The organism is Petrotoga sp. Shatin.DS.tank11.9.2.9.3, assembly GCF_003665005.1.
GTDB lineage: Bacteria > Thermotogota > Thermotogae > Petrotogales > Petrotogaceae > Petrotoga > Petrotoga mobilis.
In genome coordinates this window covers 226385-251559 of record NZ_JGVT01000005.1, presented here as the reverse complement: position 1 = coordinate 251559, position 25175 = coordinate 226385, and the positions used below count along the sequence as shown (strand labels likewise).

Annotated in this window: 19 protein-coding genes; 17 read left to right on the top strand and 2 right to left on the bottom strand. The window is 34.2% G+C overall.

What is annotated here, in order from left to right:
* Window positions 1-269 precede the first annotated feature (269 nt).
* The 17 genes from BZ25_RS06155 (at window position 270) to BZ25_RS06075 (ending at window position 23116) form a co-directional block, all read left to right on the top strand.
* Window positions 270-1289, top strand: a complete 1020-nt coding sequence (locus BZ25_RS06155) for a sugar-binding protein (protein ID WP_121514479.1) — start codon at window positions 270-272, stop codon at window positions 1287-1289.
* Window positions 1290-1389: 100 nt separating this feature from the next.
* The gene (locus BZ25_RS06150; RefSeq protein WP_199676866.1) at window positions 1390-2337 is read left to right on the top strand and encodes an ABC transporter permease; all 948 of its coding nucleotides are present in this window, start codon (window positions 1390-1392) and stop codon (window positions 2335-2337) included.
* On the top strand, window positions 2334-3830 hold the full coding sequence (locus tag BZ25_RS06145; protein ID WP_121514480.1) for a sugar ABC transporter ATP-binding protein: 1497 nt from the start codon (window positions 2334-2336) through the stop codon (window positions 3828-3830). Before BZ25_RS06150 ends, BZ25_RS06145 begins: the two co-directional genes overlap by 4 nt.
* A gap of 15 nt (window positions 3831-3845) precedes the next feature.
* The gene (locus BZ25_RS06140; protein ID WP_121514481.1) at window positions 3846-6167 is read left to right on the top strand and encodes a methyl-accepting chemotaxis protein; all 2322 of its coding nucleotides are present in this window, start codon (window positions 3846-3848) and stop codon (window positions 6165-6167) included.
* A 207-nt stretch (window positions 6168-6374) separates the two neighbouring features.
* Window positions 6375-7205: a class I fructose-bisphosphate aldolase gene (locus tag BZ25_RS06135; protein ID WP_121514482.1), complete on the top strand. Its 831-nt coding sequence runs from the start codon at window positions 6375-6377 to the stop codon at window positions 7203-7205.
* A gap of 47 nt (window positions 7206-7252) precedes the next feature.
* Window positions 7253-8272 carry a carbohydrate kinase family protein gene (locus BZ25_RS06130; RefSeq protein ID WP_121514483.1) on the top strand — a complete coding sequence of 340 codons (1020 nt, stop codon included), beginning with the start codon at window positions 7253-7255 and terminating at the stop codon, window positions 8270-8272.
* A 339-nt stretch (window positions 8273-8611) separates the two neighbouring features.
* A complete protein-coding gene (locus BZ25_RS06125) occupies window positions 8612-9250 on the top strand; it encodes an L-ribulose-5-phosphate 4-epimerase (protein ID WP_121514484.1) in 639 nt (212 codons plus the stop codon).
* Window positions 9251-9279: 29 nt separating this feature from the next.
* Window positions 9280-10812: an FGGY-family carbohydrate kinase gene (locus tag BZ25_RS06120; RefSeq protein ID WP_121514485.1), complete on the top strand. Its 1533-nt coding sequence runs from the start codon at window positions 9280-9282 to the stop codon at window positions 10810-10812.
* Window positions 10813-10845: 33 nt separating this feature from the next.
* Window positions 10846-12246 carry an L-fucose/L-arabinose isomerase family protein gene (locus BZ25_RS06115; RefSeq protein ID WP_121514486.1) on the top strand — a complete coding sequence of 467 codons (1401 nt, stop codon included), beginning with the start codon at window positions 10846-10848 and terminating at the stop codon, window positions 12244-12246.
* 32 nt (window positions 12247-12278) lie between these two features.
* Window positions 12279-13595 (top strand): ABC transporter substrate-binding protein, encoded by a 1317-nt coding sequence (locus BZ25_RS06110; RefSeq protein WP_121514504.1) that lies wholly within the window; start codon window positions 12279-12281, stop codon window positions 13593-13595.
* A gap of 106 nt (window positions 13596-13701) precedes the next feature.
* Entirely contained in the window at window positions 13702-14580 is an 879-nt protein-coding gene (locus BZ25_RS06105; protein ID WP_199676865.1) for a carbohydrate ABC transporter permease, read from the top strand.
* A 20-nt stretch (window positions 14581-14600) separates the two neighbouring features.
* Window positions 14601-15419 (top strand): carbohydrate ABC transporter permease, encoded by an 819-nt coding sequence (locus BZ25_RS06100; protein ID WP_121514488.1) that lies wholly within the window; start codon window positions 14601-14603, stop codon window positions 15417-15419.
* 106 nt (window positions 15420-15525) lie between these two features.
* The gene (locus tag BZ25_RS06095) at window positions 15526-17025 is read left to right on the top strand and encodes an alpha-N-arabinofuranosidase (protein ID WP_121514489.1); all 1500 of its coding nucleotides are present in this window, start codon (window positions 15526-15528) and stop codon (window positions 17023-17025) included.
* A gap of 156 nt (window positions 17026-17181) precedes the next feature.
* On the top strand, window positions 17182-18747 hold the full coding sequence (locus BZ25_RS06090; protein ID WP_121514490.1) for a glycoside hydrolase family 43 protein: 1566 nt from the start codon (window positions 17182-17184) through the stop codon (window positions 18745-18747).
* A gap of 174 nt (window positions 18748-18921) precedes the next feature.
* Window positions 18922-20796: a glycoside hydrolase family 127 protein gene (locus tag BZ25_RS06085; RefSeq protein ID WP_121514491.1), complete on the top strand. Its 1875-nt coding sequence runs from the start codon at window positions 18922-18924 to the stop codon at window positions 20794-20796.
* Between the two features lie 80 nt (window positions 20797-20876).
* Entirely contained in the window at window positions 20877-21950 is a 1074-nt protein-coding gene (locus tag BZ25_RS06080; protein WP_147429938.1) for a substrate-binding domain-containing protein, read from the top strand.
* Complete coding sequence (locus BZ25_RS06075; RefSeq protein ID WP_121514493.1) at window positions 21947-23116, top strand: sn-glycerol-1-phosphate dehydrogenase; 1170 nt, start codon at window positions 21947-21949, stop codon at window positions 23114-23116. Before BZ25_RS06080 ends, BZ25_RS06075 begins: the two co-directional genes overlap by 4 nt.
* Before the next feature lie 110 nt (window positions 23117-23226).
* Here BZ25_RS06075 and BZ25_RS06070 read toward each other — a convergent pair whose 3' ends face one another.
* Window positions 23227-23610, bottom strand: a complete 384-nt coding sequence (locus BZ25_RS06070) for a RidA family protein (protein ID WP_121514494.1) — start codon at window positions 23608-23610, stop codon at window positions 23227-23229.
* A gap of 62 nt (window positions 23611-23672) precedes the next feature.
* The gene (locus BZ25_RS06065) at window positions 23673-25058 is read right to left on the bottom strand and encodes a tryptophanase (protein ID WP_012208158.1); all 1386 of its coding nucleotides are present in this window, start codon (window positions 25056-25058) and stop codon (window positions 23673-23675) included.
* Window positions 25059-25175 lie beyond the last annotated feature (117 nt).

Here is a 25175-nt window from a genome sequence, read left to right as displayed (position 1 = left end):
AGATTTTTTAACTTAATCAAGAATAAATGACTTAGAACAACTCTAATCGGATTTAATCGCCCCTAATCGATGTTGACATAAAAATGAAAATATGATTAAATTCTTTTAGAATGTCACCCTCAAGGGTGGGGTGATAATAATTAAATAAAAAATTTAATAATATGAGGTCATGAATGCCTTAGTATATTGAGAGATATACTAAGGCATTTTTTAGTTTGATAGGTACCTATAGTCACTTTGTAACAACAAAATTTACAGGAGGTGTTTTTATGAAACGTTTTTTGGTAGTTTTGGTATTGTTAGTTAGTTTATTTGCATTCTCTGAAACCTTTTTACTCTCACCAAAGTCTATGAACAACCCTTATTGGTTCGCAGTAGAAAACGGTATGAAAGATGCAGCAAAATCCTTAGGAGTTGAAGCAATATTTGATGCTCCTATAGAAGCTGATGCAGCGGAACAAGCCCAAAAGATACAAACTTATATTATTCGTGGTGTGGACGGCATTGGGATATCTCCCAATGATCCAGAAGCTGTTAAATTTGTTATTCAACAAGCTTTGAACAGAGATATTCCAGTAGTAACTTTTGATTCTGATTCACCAGATAGTGGTAGATATGTATATTTGGGAACTAACAATTACAATGCAGGATACCCTGCTGGAGAACTTATGGGACAACTAATCGACCAATACAAACCTGATAAAACTACTTTGAATTTTGCTATTTTAACAGGTGGGTTGGCAGCAGTCAATTTGAACGAAAGAATTGCTGGATTTAAAGATGCCATGGAAGAATACTCACAAAAAACAGGAAAAGAAATAGTTTATGTTTCAGATCCTTTCCCTTGTAATGACGATACTGCTGTAGCTGTTCAAGTTTTAACAGATGTAACCAGACGTTATCCAAATTTAGATGGTTGGTTCTCTTCTGGAGGATGGCATTTGTTTGCTCCTGTGGACACAGTTGTTAAAGCCTTAGGAGGAATTGAAAAGGCAGAATCGCTATTAACAGTTGGTTTTGACACTTTACCACCAGAACTGGAACTCGTAAAAGCAGGTGCCTGGAAAGGATTAGTTGGGCAAAGACCGTATGACATGGGTTATTTGTCTCTAACTGTTTTATACAATATGTCAAAAATAGGTGTAGATAAAACACTACAATTACTACCAAAAGTTATAAATGAAGATGGTTCAGTTGATTACATTATAGATACGGGAGTTGATATTGTAACCTCAGAAAATGTCGATGAATTCTTTGAATTTGCCAACAAAGTTTACACCAAAAGATAAAATAAACTTTCTTCAGCGATGGGAATCCTTTCTTCCCATCGCTTTTAATTAATAAAAATTTTAGAAATACCAATACACTTACAAAAGGGAGGAAAAGGAATTGGAGACATTGAAAAAAATTTTTGCTATAAGAGAATTCACTATATTTTTGGTTTTAATAGCTCTGATGCTTTTCTTGGGAATAACTGCACCGGGGTTTTTATCGGTTGATAACCTCTTCAGTATCATTTTAAATGTGACATTTATTGGGGTTATGGCTTGTGGAATGACAATGGTTATTATCACTGGAGGAATAGATCTTTCAGTTGGATCTATTTTAGGTTTATCTGGCGTTGTGATGGGGTTACTCATGCATGATTTAGGTTTAAATCCTGTCCTGAGTATTTTGGTAGGCTTATTAGTTGGAATGGCTGCCGGATTAACAAACGGACTTCTCATCACCAAAGTTAAAATTCCACCATTTATAAGTACTCTTGGTATGCTCAGTATAGCAAGGGGTTTAGCATATGTGTTAAGTAAAGGCTGGCCAATATCTCCCTTTCCAAAGTCATTTACTTCTCAAGGTCAAGGAATGGTTGGACCTGTTCCTGTTCCTGTATTATACTTCGCTGGAGTTGCCATTATCGCATATATATTTCTACGATACACTATCGTTGGTAGAAGAATCTACGCAACTGGTGGTAATTTAGAAGCATCAAAATTGGTTGGAATTAAAACTGATAGAATATTGATAATGGTTTATGTAATTAATGGATTGTTGGCTGCATTTGCTGGATTTTTAATGACAGCATGGTTGGGAGTAGCTCAAGCAAATGCTGGTCAAAGTTATGAATTAGATGTTATTGCAGCAACTGTTATAGGAGGCACAAGTCTGCAAGGTGGAGAGGGAACTATCTTAGGAACCGTGATTGGTGCTATCATCATGGGTGTACTGAGAAACGGGTTAATACTTTTAGGTGTGTCCTCTTTCTGGCAACAAGTTGTCATCGGTGCAGTAATCATTATCGCCGTAGCCTTCGATCAACTTAGAGGGGGGAAAGAAGGATGAACCCTGTCTTAAAAGTAGTTGATATTTCTAAAGAATTCCCTGGAGTAAAAGCTTTAGATCAAGTAAGTATTGACTTTTATCCTGGGGAAGTTCATGCCATTGTGGGAGAAAACGGTGCAGGAAAGTCCACATTGATGAAAATTATAGCAGGAGTTTATAAACAAAACGGAGGCAAAATTATTTTTAAGGAGATAGAAAGATATTGGAAACATCCTTCAGAAGCTATCAAAGAAGGAATTGTTACCATCTTTCAAGAATTATCAGTCATGGATAATTTATCCGTTTCAGAAAATTTGTTTTTAGGATCTGAACCAAAAAGAGGACCTTTTCTTAACTTTGGTAAACTATACAAATCTGCAAAGGAGTTCCTAAAGGAATTTGATTTGAACATAAATCCTAATGATAAATTAAAAAAATTCACGATTGGTGTTCAACAAATGATTGAGATTGCAAGGGCTACTTACAAAGAATCTAAAGTTATTATAATGGATGAACCTACCTCTTCCCTTACACAAAATGAGGTTGCAAAACTGTTTGAAGTTATAAGAAATTTGAAACAAAAGGGCGTGTCAATTATATTCGTCTCCCACAGGTTAGAAGAAATATTCGAAACAGCTGATAAAGTTTCCGTTTTAAGGGATGGAAAATTAGTTGGAACAAATAATATATCCGATCTTAACCGAGATAAAATCGTTGAAATGATGGTTGGAAGAAAAATAGAAAACTTTTATATAAAAAAAGAACATCAAATTGGTAAACCGATCATGAAAGTTGAAAATCTCAGTGGCGAAGGATTCGAAAATGTTTCATTTGAGGTTCATGAAGGAGAAGTTTTAGGCTTTTCTGGCTTGATAGGTGCAGGGAGATCGGAAATAATGGAAACCATAATCGGTTTAAGGAAAAAGAAATCGGGAAATATCTATGTTGATAACAAAGAAGTGACAATAAATAATCCACTTGATGCTGTAAAATTGGGCATAGGTATGGTACCAGAAGATAGAAAAAGAAAAGGATTAATTTTGATTCATTCTGTCAAAGATAACATATCTCTTCCTAGTTTAGATAAATTGAAGAGATTTCGAATATTTGTGAATGAAAAAGCGGAAAAAGAATTGAGTAAATGGGCAATAGATTCCTTTAACATAAAAACTCCTTCTCCTACAAGAAGAGTAAAATACTTATCAGGGGGAAATCAACAGAAGGTTGTAGTAGCAAAATGGATAGCCTTAAAACCCAAAATTCTAATACTAGATGAACCAACTCGAGGAATAGATGTCGGAGCTAAAGCCGAAATATATGAATTGATATCAGATCTAGCACAACAAGGAATGGCTATTATTATGATCTCTTCAGAATTACCAGAGGTATTACAAATAAGCGATAGAATAGCTGTTATGGCTTACGGACATCTTACCGGGGTTCTTAACGCCAAAGAAGCTTCACAAGAAAAAGTTATGAAGTTAGCTACTCAAAAAGAAAAAGTATACGCATAATGGGAGCTGAAACAAATGAAAATTAGTACAAGAATAATATCTGGCTACATTATAGTCATTGCTGCTTTAATCTTAATATTAGGTGTTGTAAAATTTACCATTTCCAATTTAGAAAAACAAGGTAATGAAACTGTCATTTCAGCTGAGAATATGATCTCCAATCTGGAATCTTTCCAAGATTTTTTTCAAGGTTTTTATAATACTACCCAGGCAAATATAGCACTCATATCGTCAGGATATTTATCTGACATAAATCAAGTTAAAAGTGCTCAAGAAGACTTCAATGTCTTTCTGAGTGAAGGGAAAAAACTACTTTTACAAGAAGAAGACTTTTCTCAAGATTTTTTAGTAAAAAGTTCTACTTTATTCCAAAATATTGAAGATTTGAATCAACAAGCTTCTTCTAAAATTACAATCCTAATTCAAAAAAACCAAGAAATTAGCGATCTTAGTGAGAAACTTTCTAGCAATGAAACAAATATCCAGCAAATTGAAAATCAAATGAATGACTTGCTAACTTACAATGAAAGCAAATTAGAGGATGAAATTAATAAGATGAAATCCCTTCAGGAAAAAATACCCAATTGGGACGACTTCGAAGGTAATGAGAAAATTAAACAAGAGACAGAAAGCTCTTTAAATTTAGATGGTATAGGTATCTGGGGTTTGGAAAAATTTTGGAATAAGGATCTATTACCTCACTTTTCACAGACTGAAGAAAACATTAACTTATTAAAATTAACGGCAAGAGAGATCCTCATACAAAATACAATATCCCAAGAGCTTACACTCTCCCTAAATAACGCTGTTGAAGAGATACAGAAAGTTCTAAACTTCGTATTTGATGGTGGTTATTTTGTCATGAATCCTGTTGAGGCTGTTGTTATTGGTAAAACTGTTGATGCATACCAAAAAAACGTTAATAATTATGCGCAACTTAGGTCAGAAAGAGATGATCTAAGAAAGGAATACACTTCATTGACAAATCAACTATCAGAAAGTCAAAAAGAAATCCAAAAGATGAATGGGGAACTAAGTAAGTTATTTAGTATCGAACTTATTCCTTTGATAGAAACTTTTTCTAATTTAGTTGAAAGCGAAATGACTGAAATTCAAAAATCAGCTAATTCAAACGCACAAATAATTTCTGCTAACGCTCAGAAAGTTCTTAAAAACGTAAACTCTGTTTTCAATACGACTTTAATTACTACCCTCATTGTAATAGGTATAATTATTTTCATCACTTATCTTCTTAATCATTCAATATCTGGAACTCTAAAAATCACCAACAAATTGGCTAACAGTATTTTGAATAAAGATTTAGCACAAATTCCATCTTTTTCAAAAAAGAAAGACGAAATTGCTCAAGTTCATAACGCTTTTATTAATGTAGCTGATTCTTTAAAAAATATGCTAAACCAGCTTAAATCTTCTTCCAATATTCTAAAACAAAATGCTGAAAATACTTCTTCTGTAGTTGAAGAATATTCAGCAGTTAGTGAAGAAATTTCAGGGGAAGTAAATACCTATAGCGAAAGTTTAATTGAATCAGTAAATAAATTAAGAAACATTACTTCTTCCTTGAATGAAGTTAAAGATAACTCTGAAAAACTAGGGTATCAAGCAGAAAATTCTGTAGCAGAAGCAGAGAAATTTAAATTAGAAATAAACGAAGACATAAAAAATATTCTTCAAATTGCCGAAGAAAACAAAAATATTACTAACGATGTGGAAAATAATATTAATGATATGCAAAAGCTTTTGAATGTAACAAAAGAAGTTAGTTCTTTCGCTGAAAACATCAAAACGATAGCAGAACAAACCAATCTTTTATCTTTAAATGCAGCAATAGAAGCAGCTAGAGCGGGAGAAGCTGGAAAGGGATTTGCGGTAGTTGCGGAGGAAGTAAGAAAACTCGCTGAAAGCTCTGAAAAAATGGCTTCAGATGTACAAAACGCTATCTTAAAAATGGAAAAAACTGTAAGCTCAGTAGCTGAATCAACTTCCAACACAGGGAAAAAGGTTGAAGATAACGCAGATAAAATTGAAGAATTAAGTTTAAGAATAAAAAAGATACAAGAAAATATCGACAAGACTGTAAATACTATTGTAGCATTAAAAGATTTCATTGAAAGTGAAAACAAATTGGTGATTGAAGTTAGCAACAATACAACCGAAATCTCTGAGCAATTTGAAGAGACTTCTAAAGGCATTTTAACATTCAAAGAAAATTTAGGAGAAGTTGCAAAGGCTATGGAAAATCTCACAGAAGAATCACAAAAACTTTTGGACCTTTCAGAATCTATAAATTCGTTAGTTAAAGAATACCGACTTTAATTTATGATTTTTTACCTCTGATTGAAGAAAGTTCTAATCAAGAGTTCTTTATTTTTCCTGTTTTTCTTAAAGTCTTGTTATAACGAGTTCTAGTAAGCACATTCAGAGTACAAAGTTACACAACTATAATATTCCATATGATAGTGAAGATGCAACTGATATATTTACGGATCCAAACTTTAAAAGAATTTGAAAAGAGGTAATAGAATGGGCATAAAAGAGTTGAGACTCTCACGAATTTTGAATCCAGAAAGCGGAAAATCTGTTATCATTCCCATAGACCACGGGCTCGTTATGGGAAATGTTTCGGGATTACAAAATCCTGTTCAAACTTTGGAAAAGCTAATAAACATAGGAATAGATGGAACATTGATAAGCCCAGGTATAGCAAAGATAACAACGGATCTTTTTACTTCAAAAGATGCTCCTGGTAGAATTTTAACTATGGATGTACCCTTACCTTCGACGATTCCTGGAGGTAGTGGCGGTACGATTGGCCATAAACTAATAGTTGACATTCAATTTGCCATAAGATATGCTTTTGATGTAGTTAAAGTCTTACTGCCTTGGGGAGAAAAAGAAAATATCCAGATGGAGAGTATAGAAGTTGTGGAAAAGGTAGCCAATGAGTGCGACAAATGGAATATACCTCTCATGGTTGAACCTGTCTTATGGGGAAACAGCATACCGAAAGAGAAGAAAAATGATCCGGAGCTTATAGAACATGCCTCACGAATGGCACTAGAATTTGGAGCAGATATATTAAAGATTCCATATACTGGCGATGAAACTGAATTTAAGGAATTAGTTAATATTTTAAAAGTACCAATCTTTGTTCTTGGTGGTCCAAAGATGGATAATATAGAAAACGTTTTAAAGGTGACGAAAGAATCCATCGAGGCAGGTGCAAAAGGGATAGTATTTGGAAGAAATGTTTGGCAAAATCCCAATATGGAATCCCTCATCATGGGCTTAAAAGAAATAGTCCATAAAAACTCTAATATTGAAGAAGTAATCAAAAAATACAACTTAGCATAGTCACATGAAAAGATCCCTCTTTAACAAGAAAAAGGAGAACTCCAAATATGGAAAGAAAAGGAATCACAATTGGTGGAATAATAGTATTTGACTATATAAAAATTGTTGATACTTATCCAAAAGTAGGACGTTTAGCAAACATCTTGAACATCGAGCATTCTGTAGGAGGAGCTGTTCCCAATACTTTAATAGACTTAGCAAAAATGGATAACAGTATACCCCTTCAAGCAATTGGTGTAGTCGGAAATGATGAGTTGGGAGATTATGTTTTAAAAGTACTAAAAGAAAATAGCATAAATACAGAAATGATTTTTCAACAAAATGAGGTAAGAACTTCTTTCACCGACGATATGATCGTTGAATCAACAGGGGAAAGAACATTCTTTCACTATCGAGGTGCGAACTCTCTACTTGATATTACTCATTTTGACTTCGATAGAATCAACTCTAAAATATTACACGTTGGATATCCTTTATTACTAGATAAACTCGACTCAGCAGATCCTGAATATGGAACTGTTTTGGCAAAAACTTTAGCTATGGCTCAACAAAAAGAAATAAAAACATCGTTGGATTTGGTAAGTGAAAACTCTGATAGGTTCTCTAAAATCATACCACCTTCTTTAAAGTACACAGATTATTGTACAATCAACGAAATAGAAGCCTCTTTAACAACCAACATACCAATAAGAGACACAGAAGATAAATTGATCGTTGCTAACTTCAAACCCATATGTTTCAAATTAAAAGAAATGGGAGTTAAGCAATGGGTAATAATTCACTCTCCTGAAGGTGCTTTTGCACTAGATGAAACAAACAATTTTTATATGCAACCTTCTTTTGATCTACCGAAAGGTTATATAAAAGGAACAGTAGGAGCAGGGGATGCATTCTGTGCAGGAGTTTTATACTCTATCAATAAAGGATGGGATATATCAAAAGCTTTAAAAGTTGGAACAGCCACTGCTACAGCTTGCCTTTCAAAAAGTGGAACAACGGATGGCGTAAAGGATATAGAAAGCATGATGAAATTGTACGGAAAGAGGAAGGTAAAGTTAATCTTTTAGAAGATGCATAAACAATTTTGAACTATAAAATCAACTTCATACCCTGATTAGAGAAAAATTCTAACCAGGGTATTATTTTTTTACATTTTTTTCAAAAATTGAGAATTAAGTTGTTAATCCATTTTAATCCCTCTTAAACAGACGAGATCTACTGTAATTGCTAATAATCGGATTTTGTTTTCAAGAGATATAGGTATATAATTGGTATGTACATATTTAAAATTTACTAAGAATAATATATACATGTTGTAATATTTTGTATCATACAAGTTTACTCTAAAAATCTTATTTGTAGCAGTTTTGAAACATAAACTTTTATAACAAAAAGGAGAATCAAGAATGTACGAAGATTTGAAAAAAGAACTATACAAAGCCCACATGAATCTTGAAAAATACGGATTAGTTGCCTACACCAGTGGAAATGTCAGTGTAAAAGTGAACAATCACGTAATAATCAAACCCTCTGGAATACCATATGACGAATTAAAAACCGAAGATATGGTAGTTCTGGATATGGAAGGAAACGTGGTAGAAGGTAAACTAAAACCGTCTGTTGATTCTGCCACCCACCTTTACCTTTACAAAAACTTACCTGATGTGGGGAGTATTATTCATACTCATTCACCTTATGCTTCTGCTTTTGCATTGCTATCACAGCCAATACCTGTTTACAGTACCGCACATGCTGATGTTTTTGGTGTACAAGTACCTGTTTCAAACTATGCACCTGTAGGCTCTGAGGCAATTGGTAAAGCTGTGATTGAGGTAGTTAATCAAGCAAAAGCAGTTCTTTTAAGTAAACATGGGGTAATAGTCATGGGGAAAGATATCAAAGAAGCTATAAGAAAAGCAATCTTTTTGGAAGAAATCGCACAAACAGCATATTTTGCTAGAACTATTGGAAATCTAGAACCTTTGGATGAAAAAGAAGCAAAACGACTATATGAATTTCATCATAGTAACTACGGCCAAAAATGACAAAATTAATGGTTTAAGGGGGACAACGTATGTATTTAATAGGTACGGATATAGGAACTACTGGAACAAAAACTGTTATTTTAGATGAAAAAGGAAATCTAATTTCAAAAGCAAGCAAGACTTATAAAGTAAACACACCAAAGGCTTCTTGGGCTGAACAAAATGCAGATGTATGGGTAGAAGCTTTCATTCAAACCTTAAAAGAAAGTGTAGAAAAGGCTAATATAAACCCTGCTGAGATAGCTGGAGTATCTTTAAGTGGATTATACGGTGGTGCTGGCGTCCCTGTAAACAAAGATATGAACCCTCTGTATCCATGTCTTATTTGGATGGATCGAAGGGCATCAAAAGAAACACAGTGGGTTAAAGAGAATGTATCACAAGATAAACTATTTGAAATAACAGGAAATTATGTTGATTCTTATTTTGGTTTCACCAAGATAATGTGGATAAAAAATAACTTACCTGATGTTTGGAAAAACACTTATAAATTCGTTAGCCCTAAAGATTACGTTATATATAAGCTTACTGGAGAACTTTCAACTGATTACAGTTCAGCCGGAAACTTAGGTGGGGTTTTTGATATCAAGACAAAAAATTGGTCTGAAGAAATGGGAAAGATTCTAGAAATTCCTATAGATAAATTACCCGAAAAAATACTAAGATCCAAAGATATTGCAGGTTATTTAAAGAAGGATATGGCAGAACTTACTGGATTAAAAGAAGGCACTCCCATAATCTCAGGTGGAATAGATGCACCAATGGCACAATTAAGTGCAGGAGTATTGAACGAAGGAGAACATGTATTTATGGCTGGAACTTCCACGTGTTGGGGAACTCTGTTGTACGATAAAAAACCCACCACTCCCCAATTAGTAAATTACCCTTACGTTGTCGATGAAGATCATTTACTCTACACATTTGGCGGAAGTGCCACAACAGGTGCGTTAGTAAATTGGTTTATAGATGAATTTGGTCAAATGGAAAAAACTTTTGGTGATCAATCTGGCTACTCTCCTTATGAACTTTTAGAAATGAAAGCAAAAAAAGTACCTTTGGGGAGTGAAGGCCTCTTAGCATTACCATATTTCATGGGAGAACGCTCCCCTATATGGGACCCTGATGCAAGAGGAGTTATTTTTGGAATCACATTATATCACAAAAAACCACATATTTATAGGGCTCTCATGGAATCCGCTGCTTTCTCGCTAAGACATAACATGCAAACCGCAAAAGAATCAGGTATAAAACTAAATCCTGACTGTTGGATAGTAGGAGGAGTAGCCAATTCTGACCTTTGGACTAAGATCTTTGCGGATGTTACGGGCTACAACATGATTAAATTATCCGACAACATTGAAGCCCCATTGGGAGATGCTTTTCTCGTTGGACTTGGCACCGGAATATTCAAAAAACCTGAGGAAATTAAAAATTGGATAAAGATAGAAACAACCGTAAACACAAATAAAGACAGTTTCGATAAATACGATGAGTATTACAAATTGTTTTTAGAACTATATAACAATACTAGGGAAATAATGCATAAAATTGCCAAATTATAACTTACTAAACAAAATAATCTTTGGAGGTGCAAGATGGTAGATAAGAAAAAACCCACAATTGGAGTCTTAGGAATTATGCAGGAACTGTATGACAAAACTTATCCTAAAATAGTTGAAACTCAATCTAACTACGTTAAAGAAGTTATTAAAGAATTAGGAGATATAGCAGAATTCAAATTTATTAAGCCTGCTAGAAATAGAAAAGACATTGAAGAAATAGTTGAAACTTATAACAACGATAAAGAAATAGATGGAATTATGATTATGATGTTGACTTACAGTCCAGGTCAAAGAATTGTTCCCGCGTTAAAAAAGAATAATTTGCCAATAATGCTCGCAAATATTCAACCTTTATCTTCTGTAACAAAAGACTGGGATATGGAACTTTTAACTTACAACCAAGGAATACACGGGGCACAAGATAACATGAATGCAATAGTTAGATTAGGTATCAATTGTCCCGTGGTTACAGGAAATTGGAAAGAAGAAGAATTCAAAAACTTTCTGAAAGATTGGAGTCTGGCAGCTCAAGCGGCAAAAGCTTGTAAAAATTTAAGAATCGCAGTTGTTGGAAAAATGCCTGGGATGGGGGATATTACCTTTGATTCAGCAGCATTATTAAAAAAACTTGGAGTTGAAATAGTAGACGAAAGCATGGGGAAGGTATATTCTTACTTTGAAAAAGTAACGAAGAAAGAGATCGAAGATGTTAAAGCAGAAAACGCAAAGAACTTTGAAATTGATCCTAATCTAAAAGAAGACCAACACGACTTTGCAGCAAAATTTCAGGTTGCCATTGAAAAGTTCCTTGAAGATAACAAATACGACGGATATAGCATCTACTTCGATTCCGTAAAGGATGACGGAAGGTTCGAACAGTTACCGTTAATGGCAGCCTCTAACTTGATGGCAAAAGGATATGGATATGGAGCAGAAGGGGATGCCCTTGCAGCAACTGTTGTAAAAATAGGACATATCTTAGGCACTAACGGACATTTCACAGAGATGTATGCTATGGATTTTGAAAGAGACTCCGTTTTTATGAGCCATATGGGAGAAGGTAATTGGAAAGTAGCAAGAAAAGACAAACCAATAAAACTCATAGACAGATTTTTAGGTATAGGAGATTTAAACAATCCACCAACAGTTGTATTCAACGTGCAGCCAGGTGAAGGAACCATAACTTCCTTAGCCCCCTTAAGCGAAGGAAATTTCAGGCTAGTTGTTTCAAAAGGCGAAGTTATAGACAGTCAGAATTATCCAAATGTTGAAATGCCGTATTTTCATTTCAAACCGGATACAGGAGTAAGGAATGCAATAACAAACTGGCTCACAAACGGAGGAACTCATCACCAATGCTTTAACATCGGAGATATTACAAGGAGGTGGGAACTGTTTGCAAAAATGGTCGGTATTGAGTATGTAAGGGTATGAAGAAATTTCAAAAGCTTGATGGAGGTGGAGAAATGAAAAGAAGATTTTTTCTAATTTTAAGTTTGATCGTTTTGATAGGAATTTTTTCCTTTGCTCAAGATGAAAAGTATTATCCGGAATACACAGGTAAACCTGTAACTCTGACCATGTGGGCATGGACAAGTAACGAAAATTATTCCATTGAAGAATTTGAAAAACTTTATCCAAATATAAAGATTCAATGGGAAAATTTCGGAGTTCACTACACAAAGGCACAAACAGCGTTGTCGGCAGGTACTGGGTTGCCAGATGTTCTAATGGTTGAATATAGCTTTGCACCTCAATTCATGGATTTAGGAGCTTTTCAACCCATTAACAAATGGCTTGATGAAGAGACTTTCATAGAATTATATGGAGAAATGCCTTTGAAATGGTGCTCTATGGATGGAAATATTTACGGCACTCCTCAAGATAGTGGAGCATTAGCATTTTATTATAGGAAAGATATATTTGATAAATATGGTTTAGAGGTCCCCACAACTTGGGAAGAATTTGCTGAACAAGCAAGGAAATTACATGAACTAAACCCAGAAATAAATTTCACATCAATTCCTATAGGTGTTATTTGGTGGAAAGATCTCGTATGGCAAGCGGGAGGAAAATTGTGGGATTATAAAGACGGTAATTGGTATATAGATATGACAAATCCCACTTCAGAAAAAGTGTTTGAATTTTGGGGTGAATTAATTGATGAGGGTATAGTAAAGCTAGAGATGTGGTGGTCACCAGATTGGTATAATGCTTTAAACACAGGAAAAGATGCCTCTATATTGTTGGCTGCATGGTTTTCAGAATGGTTAAGATACAATGCTCCCGATTCTTCAGGACTTTGGAGAGTTGCACTTCCACCACAATGGGATCCTGATAATCCAACCAATGGGAATCATGGAGGTTCAGGCTTTTATGTAACAGCTCATTCTAAAAACCCTGAAGCAGCAGCAATATTTGTAAATTGGTTAAATTCACATCCTACATCTCTAAAATGCCTACATGAGTACAGTAACCTCCCTGTTATGGTTTCTAAAAGGTATGAAGAGGTTGTAGAGGATTTAGCTGGACCAGACGAATATTTTGGGGGTCAGAATAGTCTTGAAATTTTTTGGGAAGCTCATCAAATGATTGACACTTCATTTACAGACTTACCCATAATAACTAACCTTGCAGATAGTCTTGGCACATTGATGCAAGATTATGTTGATGGTAAAATAGAACACTTTAAAGATATACTTCCCCTATGGGAAGAAGAAGCTATAAGAATTATGGAAGAGTTTGGATATAGAAATGTGATCGTAGGACGATTGCCCGAGTAAACAGATTGTTTGAACGAGGAAGGAGAGGGAAGGAGAGGAGGCACCCTTTCTCTCCTTCTTCATATAAACTTCTTCACTCATATAAAAGATGGAGGTGTTTTTACTCTTGAAAAAACGAAGTTTAGATACAGTTAAAGCTTACTCTTTTTTACTTCCTTTTTTGTTTTTCTTTGCTTTTTTGGTTTTATACCCTATAATTAGAGGATTTAACCTTTCTTTAAAAGGTCAAAGGGGAGCAAGAATGTGGTTTATTGGTTTTGAGAATTATGCAAAAATTTTAACTGATCCTAAATTTTGGGAATCTTTTAAAATCCCAATTTACTTATTATTAGTTCAAGTCCCTTTAATGATATTTTTTGCCATTCTTGTTGCTTTATTGCTTGAAAAAGTCGAAGGTCGTAAAGGAGCTCCTTTTTTTAGATTTGTTTTCTATCTTCCTTCAACTGTTCCAGCAATTGTAGCATCGATAGTGTGGGGTTACATGTTTTCTGACAGCATGTCACCTTTTCTTCCAATCTTAAATTTAGTAGGATTCTCAGGGAAACTTCTTACAAGGGAAGCAGTTCCTTTCATTATGCTGGTTATTATACTTTGGCAACTTACAGGTTATACAGCAATTTTAATATATTCTTCTCTACTTTCGATACCCAAAGAATTTTCAGAAGCTGCCAAATTAGATGGAGCCACTGATTGGCAAGTAGCGTTTAAAATAAAAGTCCCTTTAATAAAAGATATTTTAATTACGCTATTTATATTCAATGCAATAGGTGCTTTACAAGTATTTAACGAACCTTGGATATTAGGCGGATTAGTAGTCTTGCCAACTAATTATACTCCTGCACTGTATATTTATAACACTGCTTTTGCTCATGGACGATTTACATATGCAGCAGCAATGGGTTTAATTTTAGCTGGTATAACTTTTCTTATTTCATTCTATTTTTTAAGGAATGCAACGAAGCAAATGTTCTCTGAAGAAATCTGAATTTGGGAGGTAACAACTAAATGAAAAAGAATAATATAAAAACTATTATAATTTTATCCATATTGGCTGCATTATTTATTTTTCCCTTTTATTGGTTAGTAATCGGCACAACCAAAAATGTAAGTCAGTTGTTTCAAAAATCCTTGCTTCCAGGAGTTCCCAACCATTTCATTGAAAATACATTGAATGTTTTTTCATATGAAGATGGGGTCTTTTTCCATTGGTTTTTAAATTCTTTATTATACGCAGGTGTGGGGGCATTTGTTGGGGTATTCTTGTCTTCTTTAGCAGGATATTCATTTCGCCGTTATTCATTTGCAGGGAAAAAAATTCTATTTATAATAATTTTAGGGTTTTCAATGGTCCCTGGGTATGCTACAACATTACCTCTCTTTATGATTTTTAGCGATTTTAATCTAATTGATACACGGTGGGCTGTTTTACTACCTTCATTTGTTAATATTTTTGGTACATATTTGATGATAGCTTATTGGAATCAAGTTCCCAGAGAACTATTTGATTCTGCTGCAATCGATGGTGCAAATGATTTCACAACTTTTTTTAGAATAGGATTACCCAATGTTTTACCGGGATTCATAACGCTCTTTATACTTGCTTTTATAGGTATTTGGAATAATTTTTTCCTCCCTTTAGTGATGCTGAACTCAAGGGCAAAAATGCCACTTGTACTAGGAATAACAACAATAACAGATCCTCAAGGATTTCCGGTTTACAATCTCACTTTAACTGCTAGCTTGTATTCCATTATCCCTTTGTTTATTCTTTTCTTTTCACTGCAAAGGTTCTTTAAACCCCAATTAGGCGGAGTAACAAGATAAGAAAAAATCGAAAATTAATAAATATTCAAGAGATAATTTGCTACTTAAATATAACTTAGATAATTAATGATAATTCAAAAAATCATCGAAAACGGAGGTATTTAAAATGAAAAAAACAAAAATGTATATAGACAAAAACTTTATGATTGATAAGGTAGATGACAGACTTTTTGGCTCTTTTATAGAACATTTGGGGAGAGCTGTTTATACAGGTATCTATGAACCTGATCATCCTAAAGCAGATGAAAAAGGATTCAGAAAAGATGTAATAGATTTGGTTAAAGAACTAAACGTTTCTATTGTTAGGTATCCTGGTGGAAACTTCGTTTCAGGGTACAACTGGGAGGATGGTGTAGGGCCAAAAGAAAAAAGGCCTAAAAAGCTTGAATTAGCCTGGCGTTCCTTAGAACCCAACGAATTTGGTACTAACGAGTTTATAGAATGGTGTAAGTTAGTTAATACAGAACCCATGGCGTCCATTAATTTAGGTACAAGAGGAATAGACGAAGCTAGAAATTTTGTTGAGTATTGCAACTTCCCTGGAGGAAGTCATTTCAGTGATTTAAGAAAACAACATGGTTACAATGATCCACACAACATAAAAGTATGGTGCTTGGGAAATGAAATGGATGGCCCATGGCAAATTGGACACAAAACCGCATTAGAGTATGCCAGACTGGCTGAAGAAACCGCTAAAGTGATGAAATTGGTTGATCCAAATCTAAGCTTGGTTGCTTCTGGAAGCTCAGGATGGCACATCCCAACTTTTGGTGAATGGGAAGCGACCATACTTGAGCATACCTACGATTATGTTGATTTTATTTCTTTGCATGCTTACTACGACAACTATGAAAATAACATAGAAAACTTCTTAGCAAAGTCTATTGATATGGATTCATATATAAAATCAGCTGTAGCTGCATGTGATTATGTAAAAGGTCGCAAGAAAACTAACAAAACCATTTATATATCATTTGATGAATGGAACGTTTGGTTTCATTCAAGAAAAGAAGATGAGAAAGTTGAACCCTGGCAAATTGCCCCTCCATTACTAGAAGATGTATACACATTTGAAGATGCTTTACTAGTAGGTTTAATGCTAATTACGCTCCTAAAACATGCTGATAGAGTTAAAATAGCTTGTTTAGCCCAGTTGGTGAATGTGATTGCACCTATTATGACAAGAAAAGGTGGAGGCGCATGGAGACAAACAATATTCTATCCATTCATGCATGCTTCTAACTTTGGAAGAGGCACAGTTTTACAACCAGTTATATCATCCGAAACATATGATACTAAAGATTTTAAAAGTGTTCCATTTGTTGATGCTGTTCCCGTTTTTAACGAAGAGAAAAACGAATTAACGATATTTGCAGTAAATAGAGCACAAGATAAGATGGAGTTTGATTGTGAATTAAAAGGTTTTGAAGATTATTCTGTGATAGAGCACATAATTTTGGAAAACAATGATCTTAAAGCTGTAAATACAGAAGATAATCCAGACAACGTTAAACCTCACAACAATGGAAATGCCAGAAATGAAGGAGGAAAAGTAAAAGCTGAATTATCACCACTTTCTTGGAACGTTATTAGATTAAAGAAGTAAATGAATAAAAAACCTCCTTGTACAATGGTAAAAAATTTTGAACCAAAAAATTTTCACGCAGGGAGGTTCATGTTTTTTAATTGTAAGGATAAAAAACAAAAAACAGTTTTTAATTAATTAAGATTGTCTCTGGAATAAACTGAAGAGGTGTGATATATGTGGAAAAAAATAATGGTTTTTTTATTGATAGGGATTTTTTTAATCACAACTGGATTAAGTGAAGAGGTGTTGAATATCGAAATGAATCCAAATAAAGATTTAAATAAACAAAATATACAAAGTAAATCTGAAAATACAGATATTAAAGAAGAGGAAATAATCATTGGTAATGATATAAAATTAATACCTGATAATCCCATTGATTATCATTTCCAAAATGTTTCTGTTCATGACCCTTCTATATTAAAAGTTGATGAGACTTTTTATATATTTGGTTCTCATCTAGCAACTGCCAAATCAAAAGATTTAATGAATTGGGAACTAATAGCCTCAGGAGTTCATCCATCTAATCCAATAATACCTGATGCAATGAACGAAATGAAAGAAGCATTTGAATGGGCTAAAACTAATACTTTTTGGGCACCAGATGTAATTCAGTTAAACGATAGAAGATATTATATGTATTATTGTACTTGTGAAGGAAGTTCACCTTTATCAGCTCTGGGTGTTGCAGTTTCAGATAATGTTGAAGGTCCCTATAAGGATATAGGCATAATTTTAAAATCCGGAATGGGCCCCAATATGCCGAGTGAAGATGGGAATGTGTATGATGCTACTGTGCACCCTAATGTTGTAGACCCTTGTGTTTTCTATGATGCAGAAGGTAAACTTTGGATGGTATATGGATCATATTCTGGAGGGATATATGTTTTAGAAATGGATCCGGAAACAGGGCTTCCTCTTCATAGTGGGTATGGAAAGAAAATCTGTGGAGGAAATCATGCACGAATAGAGGGGCCTTATGTACTATATAGCCCTGAAACTGAGTATTACTACTTGTTCTTGTCATTCGGAGGGCTTGATTCAAGGGAAGGATACAATATAAGAGTTGCACGTTCAAAAAATCCTGACGGTCCATATTATGATCCAAGTGGAAATGATATGATTAACTGTAAAGGAGCAGCTGGTACTTTTTTTGATGATGCTTCTATAGAGAAATATGGAGCAAAGTTGATGGGAGGTCACCGCTTTGCTTGGATTGAGGGAGAAATAAATCCGACTCGTTTTGGATATCTATCACCAGGTCATAATTCAGCCTATTACGACGAAGGAACAGGACAATATTTTTTGATTTTTCACACAAGATTTGAGCGTATGGGTGAATACCACGAGGTTCGAGTCCATCAAATGTATATAAACGATGACGGATGGCCTGTTGTTGCTCCTTATCGATACAGAGGTGAAACTTCACAAACTTTCAATAAAGATGATGTAACTGGAATTTATAAATATATAAATCATGGAAAATCTATCAATAAGACAGCTATAGTTTCTGAATTAATTCAATTACACAGTGATAACACAATTAGTGGTGTTGTGGAAGGAAGATGGGAATTGAAAGATGATGGTAGAACAGTCGAATTTAACATTGAAGGTGAGATTTATAAAGGCATTTTTAACGTTCAATGGGATGAATATGGAAAGAAAAATGTTATGACTTTTACAGCTCTTTCTGATAAAGGAATAGCGATATGGGGTAGTGGAATATGGGCTATAGAATAAAAGTATGATCTTTTTATACTTTTTCAAATTTTAATTACTAATATGAATTTGTATTATTATATTTTCAACTATATTTAGAAAAATCAGGTATAGATAATGGGATTCCTAGACGTTTTATGGATCAGGTATTTCCTATTAAATTCAAAGAGTATCTTGTTTTAATGAGGTGAAAATATGGGTGAAATAAAGATAATAAATTTTACAGATTCGTCAAAGAACAAATTAACGCCTTGTTCCATAAGTTCAGTAAAAATAAAGGGGTTCATGAGCGATTATTTGGAAACAATGTTGAAAGTTACTATTCCTTCGCAGTATGAATTATTAGAAAGTACTGGTAGAATAGATAACTTTAGAATAGCGTCAGGTAAAAAAGAAGGTTCTTTTGGAGGATTAGTTTTCAACGATTCAGATGTGTATAAATGGCTTGAAGCTGCTTCTTATGCTTTGCTGTTCACCAACGACGACGATTTAAAAGAAAAGATCGATAAAACAATCAAAGAAGTAAAAGACGCTCAAGAAGATGATGGCTATTTGAATACTTATTTTATGTTTGAAAGGAAAAAAGAGAGGTGGACGGATCTCGCAACAAAACATGAACTTTATTGTGCCGGGCATTTAATTCAAGCTGCAATTGCTCATAAAAGAGTTACAGGTGAGAACACATTATTTGATGTGGCTATAAAATTTGCAGACTTAATTGTAAACACCTTTGGACTAGATAAAAAACGTGGTGCACCAGGACATCCAGAAATCGAAATGGCTCTCGTTGAGTTGTATCGTGAAACAAAGGACCAAAAATATTTAAACCTTGCGAAATATTTTTTGGAAGAAAGAGGAAATGGGTATGCGAGTACTTATCGCTTTTTCAATCCAGAGTACTATATAGATCACAAGCCATTTAAAGAATTAGACGAGATGACAGGCCATGCTGTTAGAATGTTGTACCTTTGTACCTGCGCAACAGATATTTATTTAGAAACAGGAGATGGAGAAATTTTTTCTACCTTAGAAAGACTTTGGGAGAACTTAGTAACAAAAAAGATGTACATTACGGGAGGAGCTGGCTCTCGATATGAAGGTGAATCTTTCGGGGAAGATTATGAATTGCCTAATAGAAGAGCATATACAGAAACATGTGCTGCAATAGCTTCATATATGTGGAATTATAGAATGTTCCTAGCGACGGGTGAAGCCAAATATGTAGATCTAATGGAGTTGGTTCTGTACAATGGCTTACTTTCAGGAATTTCTATAGATGGCAAACATTATTTCTACGTGAATCCTTTAGAAGATAGAGGAGGAAAGAGAAGACAACCTTGGTACGAATGTGCATGTTGTCCTCCAAATATAGCAAGAACATTAACATCTTTCCCTGGTTATATTTATGCAACTTCTGATGAAGGAATATACATAAACTTGTACGAGAACAGTCAAGCAAATACAATTTACAAAGAAAAAGAAGTCAAAATCGCACAAGAAACAGATTATCCATGGGATGGGAAAATAAAGATAATTGTTTCTACAGAAGCTACTGAACCATTTGCTTTATTTTTAAGAATTCCTTCCTGGACAAACGTTTTTGATATAACTCTGGATGGAGAAAAATTAAACAAGCACTTAGAAAAAGGCTTTTTGAAAATATTCAAATCATGGAACAGTACCCATGAAATAATTTTAAATTTACCAATGGATATAAAATTTGTAGAAAGCCACCCATTCGTGAGGGAAAACTTAGACAAGGTAGCTCTGAAAAGAGGGCCTATGGTTTATTGTATTGAAAAAGCAGATAACAGAGAAGGAGATACGTGGAATTATCAAATCGATTTAAATGAAAAAATCGAACCAGAAAATTATGAAATAAGTTCAAAAAGAGTGATACAATTAAAAGCAAAAGGGTACGATGAGGATTTACAAAATTGGAAGGGAAAGTTGTACTCACAAGTTGGAAGAATAAAAGTGGCAAAAAAGAAAATCGATATTAATCTAATTCCATATTTTGCTTGGGCAAATAGAGAAGAAGGACCAATGGCAGTATGGATCAGAAAATGAAAACTTTCCAAAATTATAGCATTTCTTAAATAAAATGTATTATACTAGTTATAGCAAAAAACTACGGAGGAGTTTTGGCAGTGAAAAAAACTAAACAATCTATCATAAAAGATTACATCCTTGATCAATTAAAGAGTGGAGAATTAAAAAAAGGAGATAGAATTCTATCTGAAAATAAATTGGCTGAATTTTTTTCCGTCAGCAGGCAGACAGTTAGAAAAGCTATCTACGATCTGGAAAAAGAAGGGTATTTGGTTACTAGAAGAGGCAGCGGAACTTACGTTAAATCGATGAGAAAAGATAAAGAAAACATAGGCATTTTAACTCAATCTTTGACTGATTATATATTTCCTTTTATAGTCATGGGGGCAGAAGAGGCATTAAAAAATACTAAATGTAAATCTTTTATAGGTAACGCAAAGAACGATCCTGTTGTTGAAAGGGAGACCTTAGAAAGGTGGATAGATTTTGGATTAAAAGGTATGATAGTAGATCCAGTAGTAAGTGCCACCAAACAAGCCAATGTAACTCTTTTAAAAGAAATAAGTGAACAGATCCCAACCGTGATTATAAATAGTGATCTAAATATTCCATACGCTGGAACGTTGGTATTGAATGACTATGAATGTGGATCTTTTGCAGCGAAAAAATTTATCGAGTTAGGACATAAAAGGGTCGCTGTGATATATAAAGCTGTTCATAAAGCAGCAAATGAAAGGGCTAATGGATTTATAGATACAATAAAAGAACATAAGCAAATGATGCTATATGAATTGCCTTTTCATGGTCAAGAAACATCTGATGAAGTTTTCAATTTAATTATGTCGCTTTTGAGTCTACCAAAAAACAATTTACCCACTGCAATTTTTTGTTCAAACGATTTGGTAGCTATGCAAGTGATAATGGCCGCAAAAAAGTTGAATCTTGATATACCAAACGATATTTCATTAATAGGTTTTGACGATGCAGATTTTGCACAGGCCCTCGAAATTTCTACTTTTAGGCATCCAAAACAGCAATTTGGTGAAAAAGCTGCTCAAATGCTGCTTAAAATGATCGAGGAAAACAACAATGGAAAACCAGAAAAAATTGTCGAGAAAGCTGAGTTTATAGAAAGAAATAGCCTTATTCAAAAAAGTGGGGAAAAAAGATGATTGATCTTTTAAATCTTAAAATAGAACAAATGGCTGGTTTGAATTTCAAATGTGAATGTGGAAGAACTCATAAAGTAGATATTGAAAAAATAATTGTGGGAAGTAATATTCTGAACGATAAAAATAGTTTTATAGATATTATTGACTCTGAAAATTTATTTGTTGTGGCTGATAAAAATACCTATAAGAGTTTTGGGAAAGAACTAATTACACTCTTAAAAAGAGAAAATTACCAAATAACTGAGTTTGTTTTTCAAAATGAAGATCATTTGATTCCAAATGAAAAAAGCGTTGGAAGATTATTGATAGAAATCCCTAAGAATACATCGTTAATAATTGGCGTTGGTTCTGGGACTATAAACGATCTTTGTAGATTTTTAAGCTATAAACTCAATATCCCTTATATAATCTTTGCAACCGCTCCTTCAATGGACGGATATGCTTCAATGGTCTCTCCTTTAATTGTAGAAGGTTTTAAAAGAACGTATGAAGCAACTTATGCAAAAGCAATTGTAGCGGATACACAAGTTCTAAAAAATGCACCCTTAGAAATGATTCATGCAGGATTTGGAGACATTCTTGGAAAGTTCACTTCTTTGACCGATTGGAAACTTTCTAAATTAATCAACGATGAATATTATTGTGAAAAAACCGTTGAATTTGTGGAAAAAGCAAGGGATCTTTGCGTAAAAAACGCTGAGAAAATAAGTCAAAGGAGCGAAGAAGTCACTAAACAGATAATGGAAGCTTTAATTATCTCTGGAGTAGCCATTGGATTTGTAGGTTACTCTAGGCCAGCGTCAGGAGCAGAACATCATTTAGCTCATTATTGGGAAATGAATGCTATATCAAAAAATATACCACACCCTTTACATGGAAATTCTGTTGGAGTAGGGACCGTTGTTGTTTCGATGATCTATCAATTAATGAAAGATAAACTTCCAACAGGATTAACTCCACCAGATCCCGAGTACTTAATTTCAATTCACAAAATGGTAGGTTCGATATATAACCCAAAAGAATTAGGTATTCCAAAAGATGTCTTTCAAGATAGTATAATACATGCCCGAGAAATCAGAAATAGATACACCATTCTTCAATTAGCTCACGAGTTTAACCTTTTAGAAAAGATTTCAACGATTCTTACCGAAAAATTTTATGGCTAGTTTTTTAACTATTGCAGTTTGCTCCCCCAAGGTAGACAAATTTAACAATAAAAATCTGTCTTCTTGATAGGGGAGCTTTTTAAAGATACTTTTGGTTGCTGCGATATTTGCTATTCAGCGGAGGCAATTGCCTCAATCTCAATTTTGACATCTTTGGGCAGTCGAGCGACTTCCACAGCACTACGGGCGGGATAAGGTTCAGTAAAGAATTCCTGATAAACTTCGTTTATTGCTGCCATTTCATTCATGTCCTGGATAAAAAGGGTGCATTTAACTATTTTATCCATACTTAAACCCGCTTCTTCCAGGACTTTTTTAATGTTTGTTAAAGACTGCCTGGTTTGATCTTTAATATCACCACTTACTAGTTCGCCTTCAGCCGTAAAAGGAATTTGACCACTTGTTATAACCAGATTTCCGATTTTAATAGCCTGAGAATAGGGGCCAATTGCAGAAGGAGCATTTTTTGTCTTGATCGCTATTTTTTTACTCATTTTTTATCAACCTCCTGATGTTGTAAAATTGCTCTCTTTAGAATCTCTTCAATCATGCCACTTTATTCTACTGGTTTTAACCTGCCAGTGAAATGTCTAAGGATTTCTGGTTCATATGTGAATTCTAATCCTTTGAGTGAGTTAGATATATTTTTTACAGCTAATAATCCTTCAGCAACGTAATCAAGGTGAGTGTAAGTGTAGACTCTTCTTGGAATAGCCAATCTTAAAAATTCAAAAGGAGATTCAAGTTGTTCACCCGTCTGAGGATCACGCCCCATCATTAATGATCCAACTTCTACACCACGAACTCCAGACTCTAAATAAAGTGCGTTTGCCAATGCTTGAGCTGGAAATTGGTAATAAGGTATATGAGGAAGCATTTTTTTAGCATCCACAAAAACAGCATGTCCTCCAGTTGGATATTGAATTGGTACTCCACCCTCTTTTAACCTATCTCCCAAGTATTTTACTTGTTTTATTCTATAATCCAAATAATCAAATTGAATTCCTTCTTTTAAACCTCTTGCCATCACTTCCATATCTCGACCGGCTAAACCACCATATGTAGGAAATCCTTCTAAAGGGACAAGAGCTGCTTTTACTTGATTAAACAGGGCTTCATCTTCTTTAATCCCAATTAATCCACCTATATTTACTATGGCGTCTTTTTTTGCACTCATGGTGAACCCATCGGCATAACTGAACATCTCTTTCACTATTTCTTCTATGGATTTTTCAAAATATTCTTTTTCTCTTTGCTTTATAAAATAAGCATTTTCAGCGTAACGAGCTGCATCTAGAAATACACGAATCCCATATTTATTGGCTATTTCACTAACTTGCCTTATATTTTGCATAGAAACAGGTTGTCCACCCGAACTGTTACAAGTTATAGTTATTATGATAAAAGCAATACTATTACTTCCTTTATCTAATATAAAGGATTCCAATTTTTCCAAGTCAAAATTTCCTTTAAAGGGATGATAGGTATCTGTATCAAGAGCCTCTTCTATAACTAAGTCGACAGGTTTACCTTTAGCTAATTCGACGTGTGCCTTAGTTGTATCAAAATGCATGTTACTCAAAACGTATTGACCAGGTTTTTTAATTAAAAGGGGGAATAAAACCTGTTCTGCTCCTCTTCCTTGATGAGTTGGAACAAAATAGTTATGTCCAAAGATTTCTCTACTTGTTTCCCATAAATGGTAGAAACTTTTACTTCCTGCGTAAGATTCATCTCCCAACATCAATCCTGACCATTGATTATCGCTCATTGCGCCAGTACCGCTGTCAGTCAACAAATCAATGTAGACTTCTTCTGATTTCAAGGCAAATAAATTATAACCACCCCTCTTTAAAGCTTCTTCCCTTTCTTTTCTTGAAATTTTTTTGATAGGTTCCACCATCTTAATTTTAAAAGGTTCTGGGTTTGCTTTTATCTCCATTTTTTCTCCTCCTATTCAGTATTTGAAGCTCTTTTTATTAATTTTCTAAAAAACAACAGAATTTTTCACCCCTTTTTAGAAGTTGATTCATTGTGACACCATTTTTATTATGCCGAC

Coding starts and splice junctions, on each gene's coding strand:
- BZ25_RS06130 (WP_121514483.1), top strand. CDS start 7,253: ATGGAAAGAAAAGGAATCACAATTGGTGGAATAATAGTATTTGACTAT.
- BZ25_RS06110 (WP_121514504.1), top strand. CDS start 12,279: ATGAAAAGAAGATTTTTTCTAATTTTAAGTTTGATCGTTTTGATAGGA.
- BZ25_RS06135 (WP_121514482.1), top strand. CDS start 6,375: ATGGGCATAAAAGAGTTGAGACTCTCACGAATTTTGAATCCAGAAAGC.
- BZ25_RS06075 (WP_121514493.1), top strand. CDS start 21,947: ATGATTGATCTTTTAAATCTTAAAATAGAACAAATGGCTGGTTTGAAT.
- BZ25_RS06145 (WP_121514480.1), top strand. CDS start 2,334: ATGAACCCTGTCTTAAAAGTAGTTGATATTTCTAAAGAATTCCCTGGA.
- BZ25_RS06120 (WP_121514485.1), top strand. CDS start 9,280: ATGTATTTAATAGGTACGGATATAGGAACTACTGGAACAAAAACTGTT.
- BZ25_RS06065 (WP_012208158.1), bottom strand. CDS start 25,058: ATGGAGATAAAAGCAAACCCAGAACCTTTTAAAATTAAGATGGTGGAA.
- BZ25_RS06155 (WP_121514479.1), top strand. CDS start 270: ATGAAACGTTTTTTGGTAGTTTTGGTATTGTTAGTTAGTTTATTTGCA.
- BZ25_RS06125 (WP_121514484.1), top strand. CDS start 8,612: ATGTACGAAGATTTGAAAAAAGAACTATACAAAGCCCACATGAATCTT.
- BZ25_RS06095 (WP_121514489.1), top strand. CDS start 15,526: ATGAAAAAAACAAAAATGTATATAGACAAAAACTTTATGATTGATAAG.
- BZ25_RS06085 (WP_121514491.1), top strand. CDS start 18,922: ATGGGTGAAATAAAGATAATAAATTTTACAGATTCGTCAAAGAACAAA.
- BZ25_RS06115 (WP_121514486.1), top strand. CDS start 10,846: ATGGTAGATAAGAAAAAACCCACAATTGGAGTCTTAGGAATTATGCAG.
- BZ25_RS06100 (WP_121514488.1), top strand. CDS start 14,601: ATGAAAAAGAATAATATAAAAACTATTATAATTTTATCCATATTGGCT.
- BZ25_RS06090 (WP_121514490.1), top strand. CDS start 17,182: ATGTGGAAAAAAATAATGGTTTTTTTATTGATAGGGATTTTTTTAATC.
- BZ25_RS06140 (WP_121514481.1), top strand. CDS start 3,846: ATGAAAATTAGTACAAGAATAATATCTGGCTACATTATAGTCATTGCT.
- BZ25_RS06070 (WP_121514494.1), bottom strand. CDS start 23,610: ATGAGTAAAAAAATAGCGATCAAGACAAAAAATGCTCCTTCTGCAATT.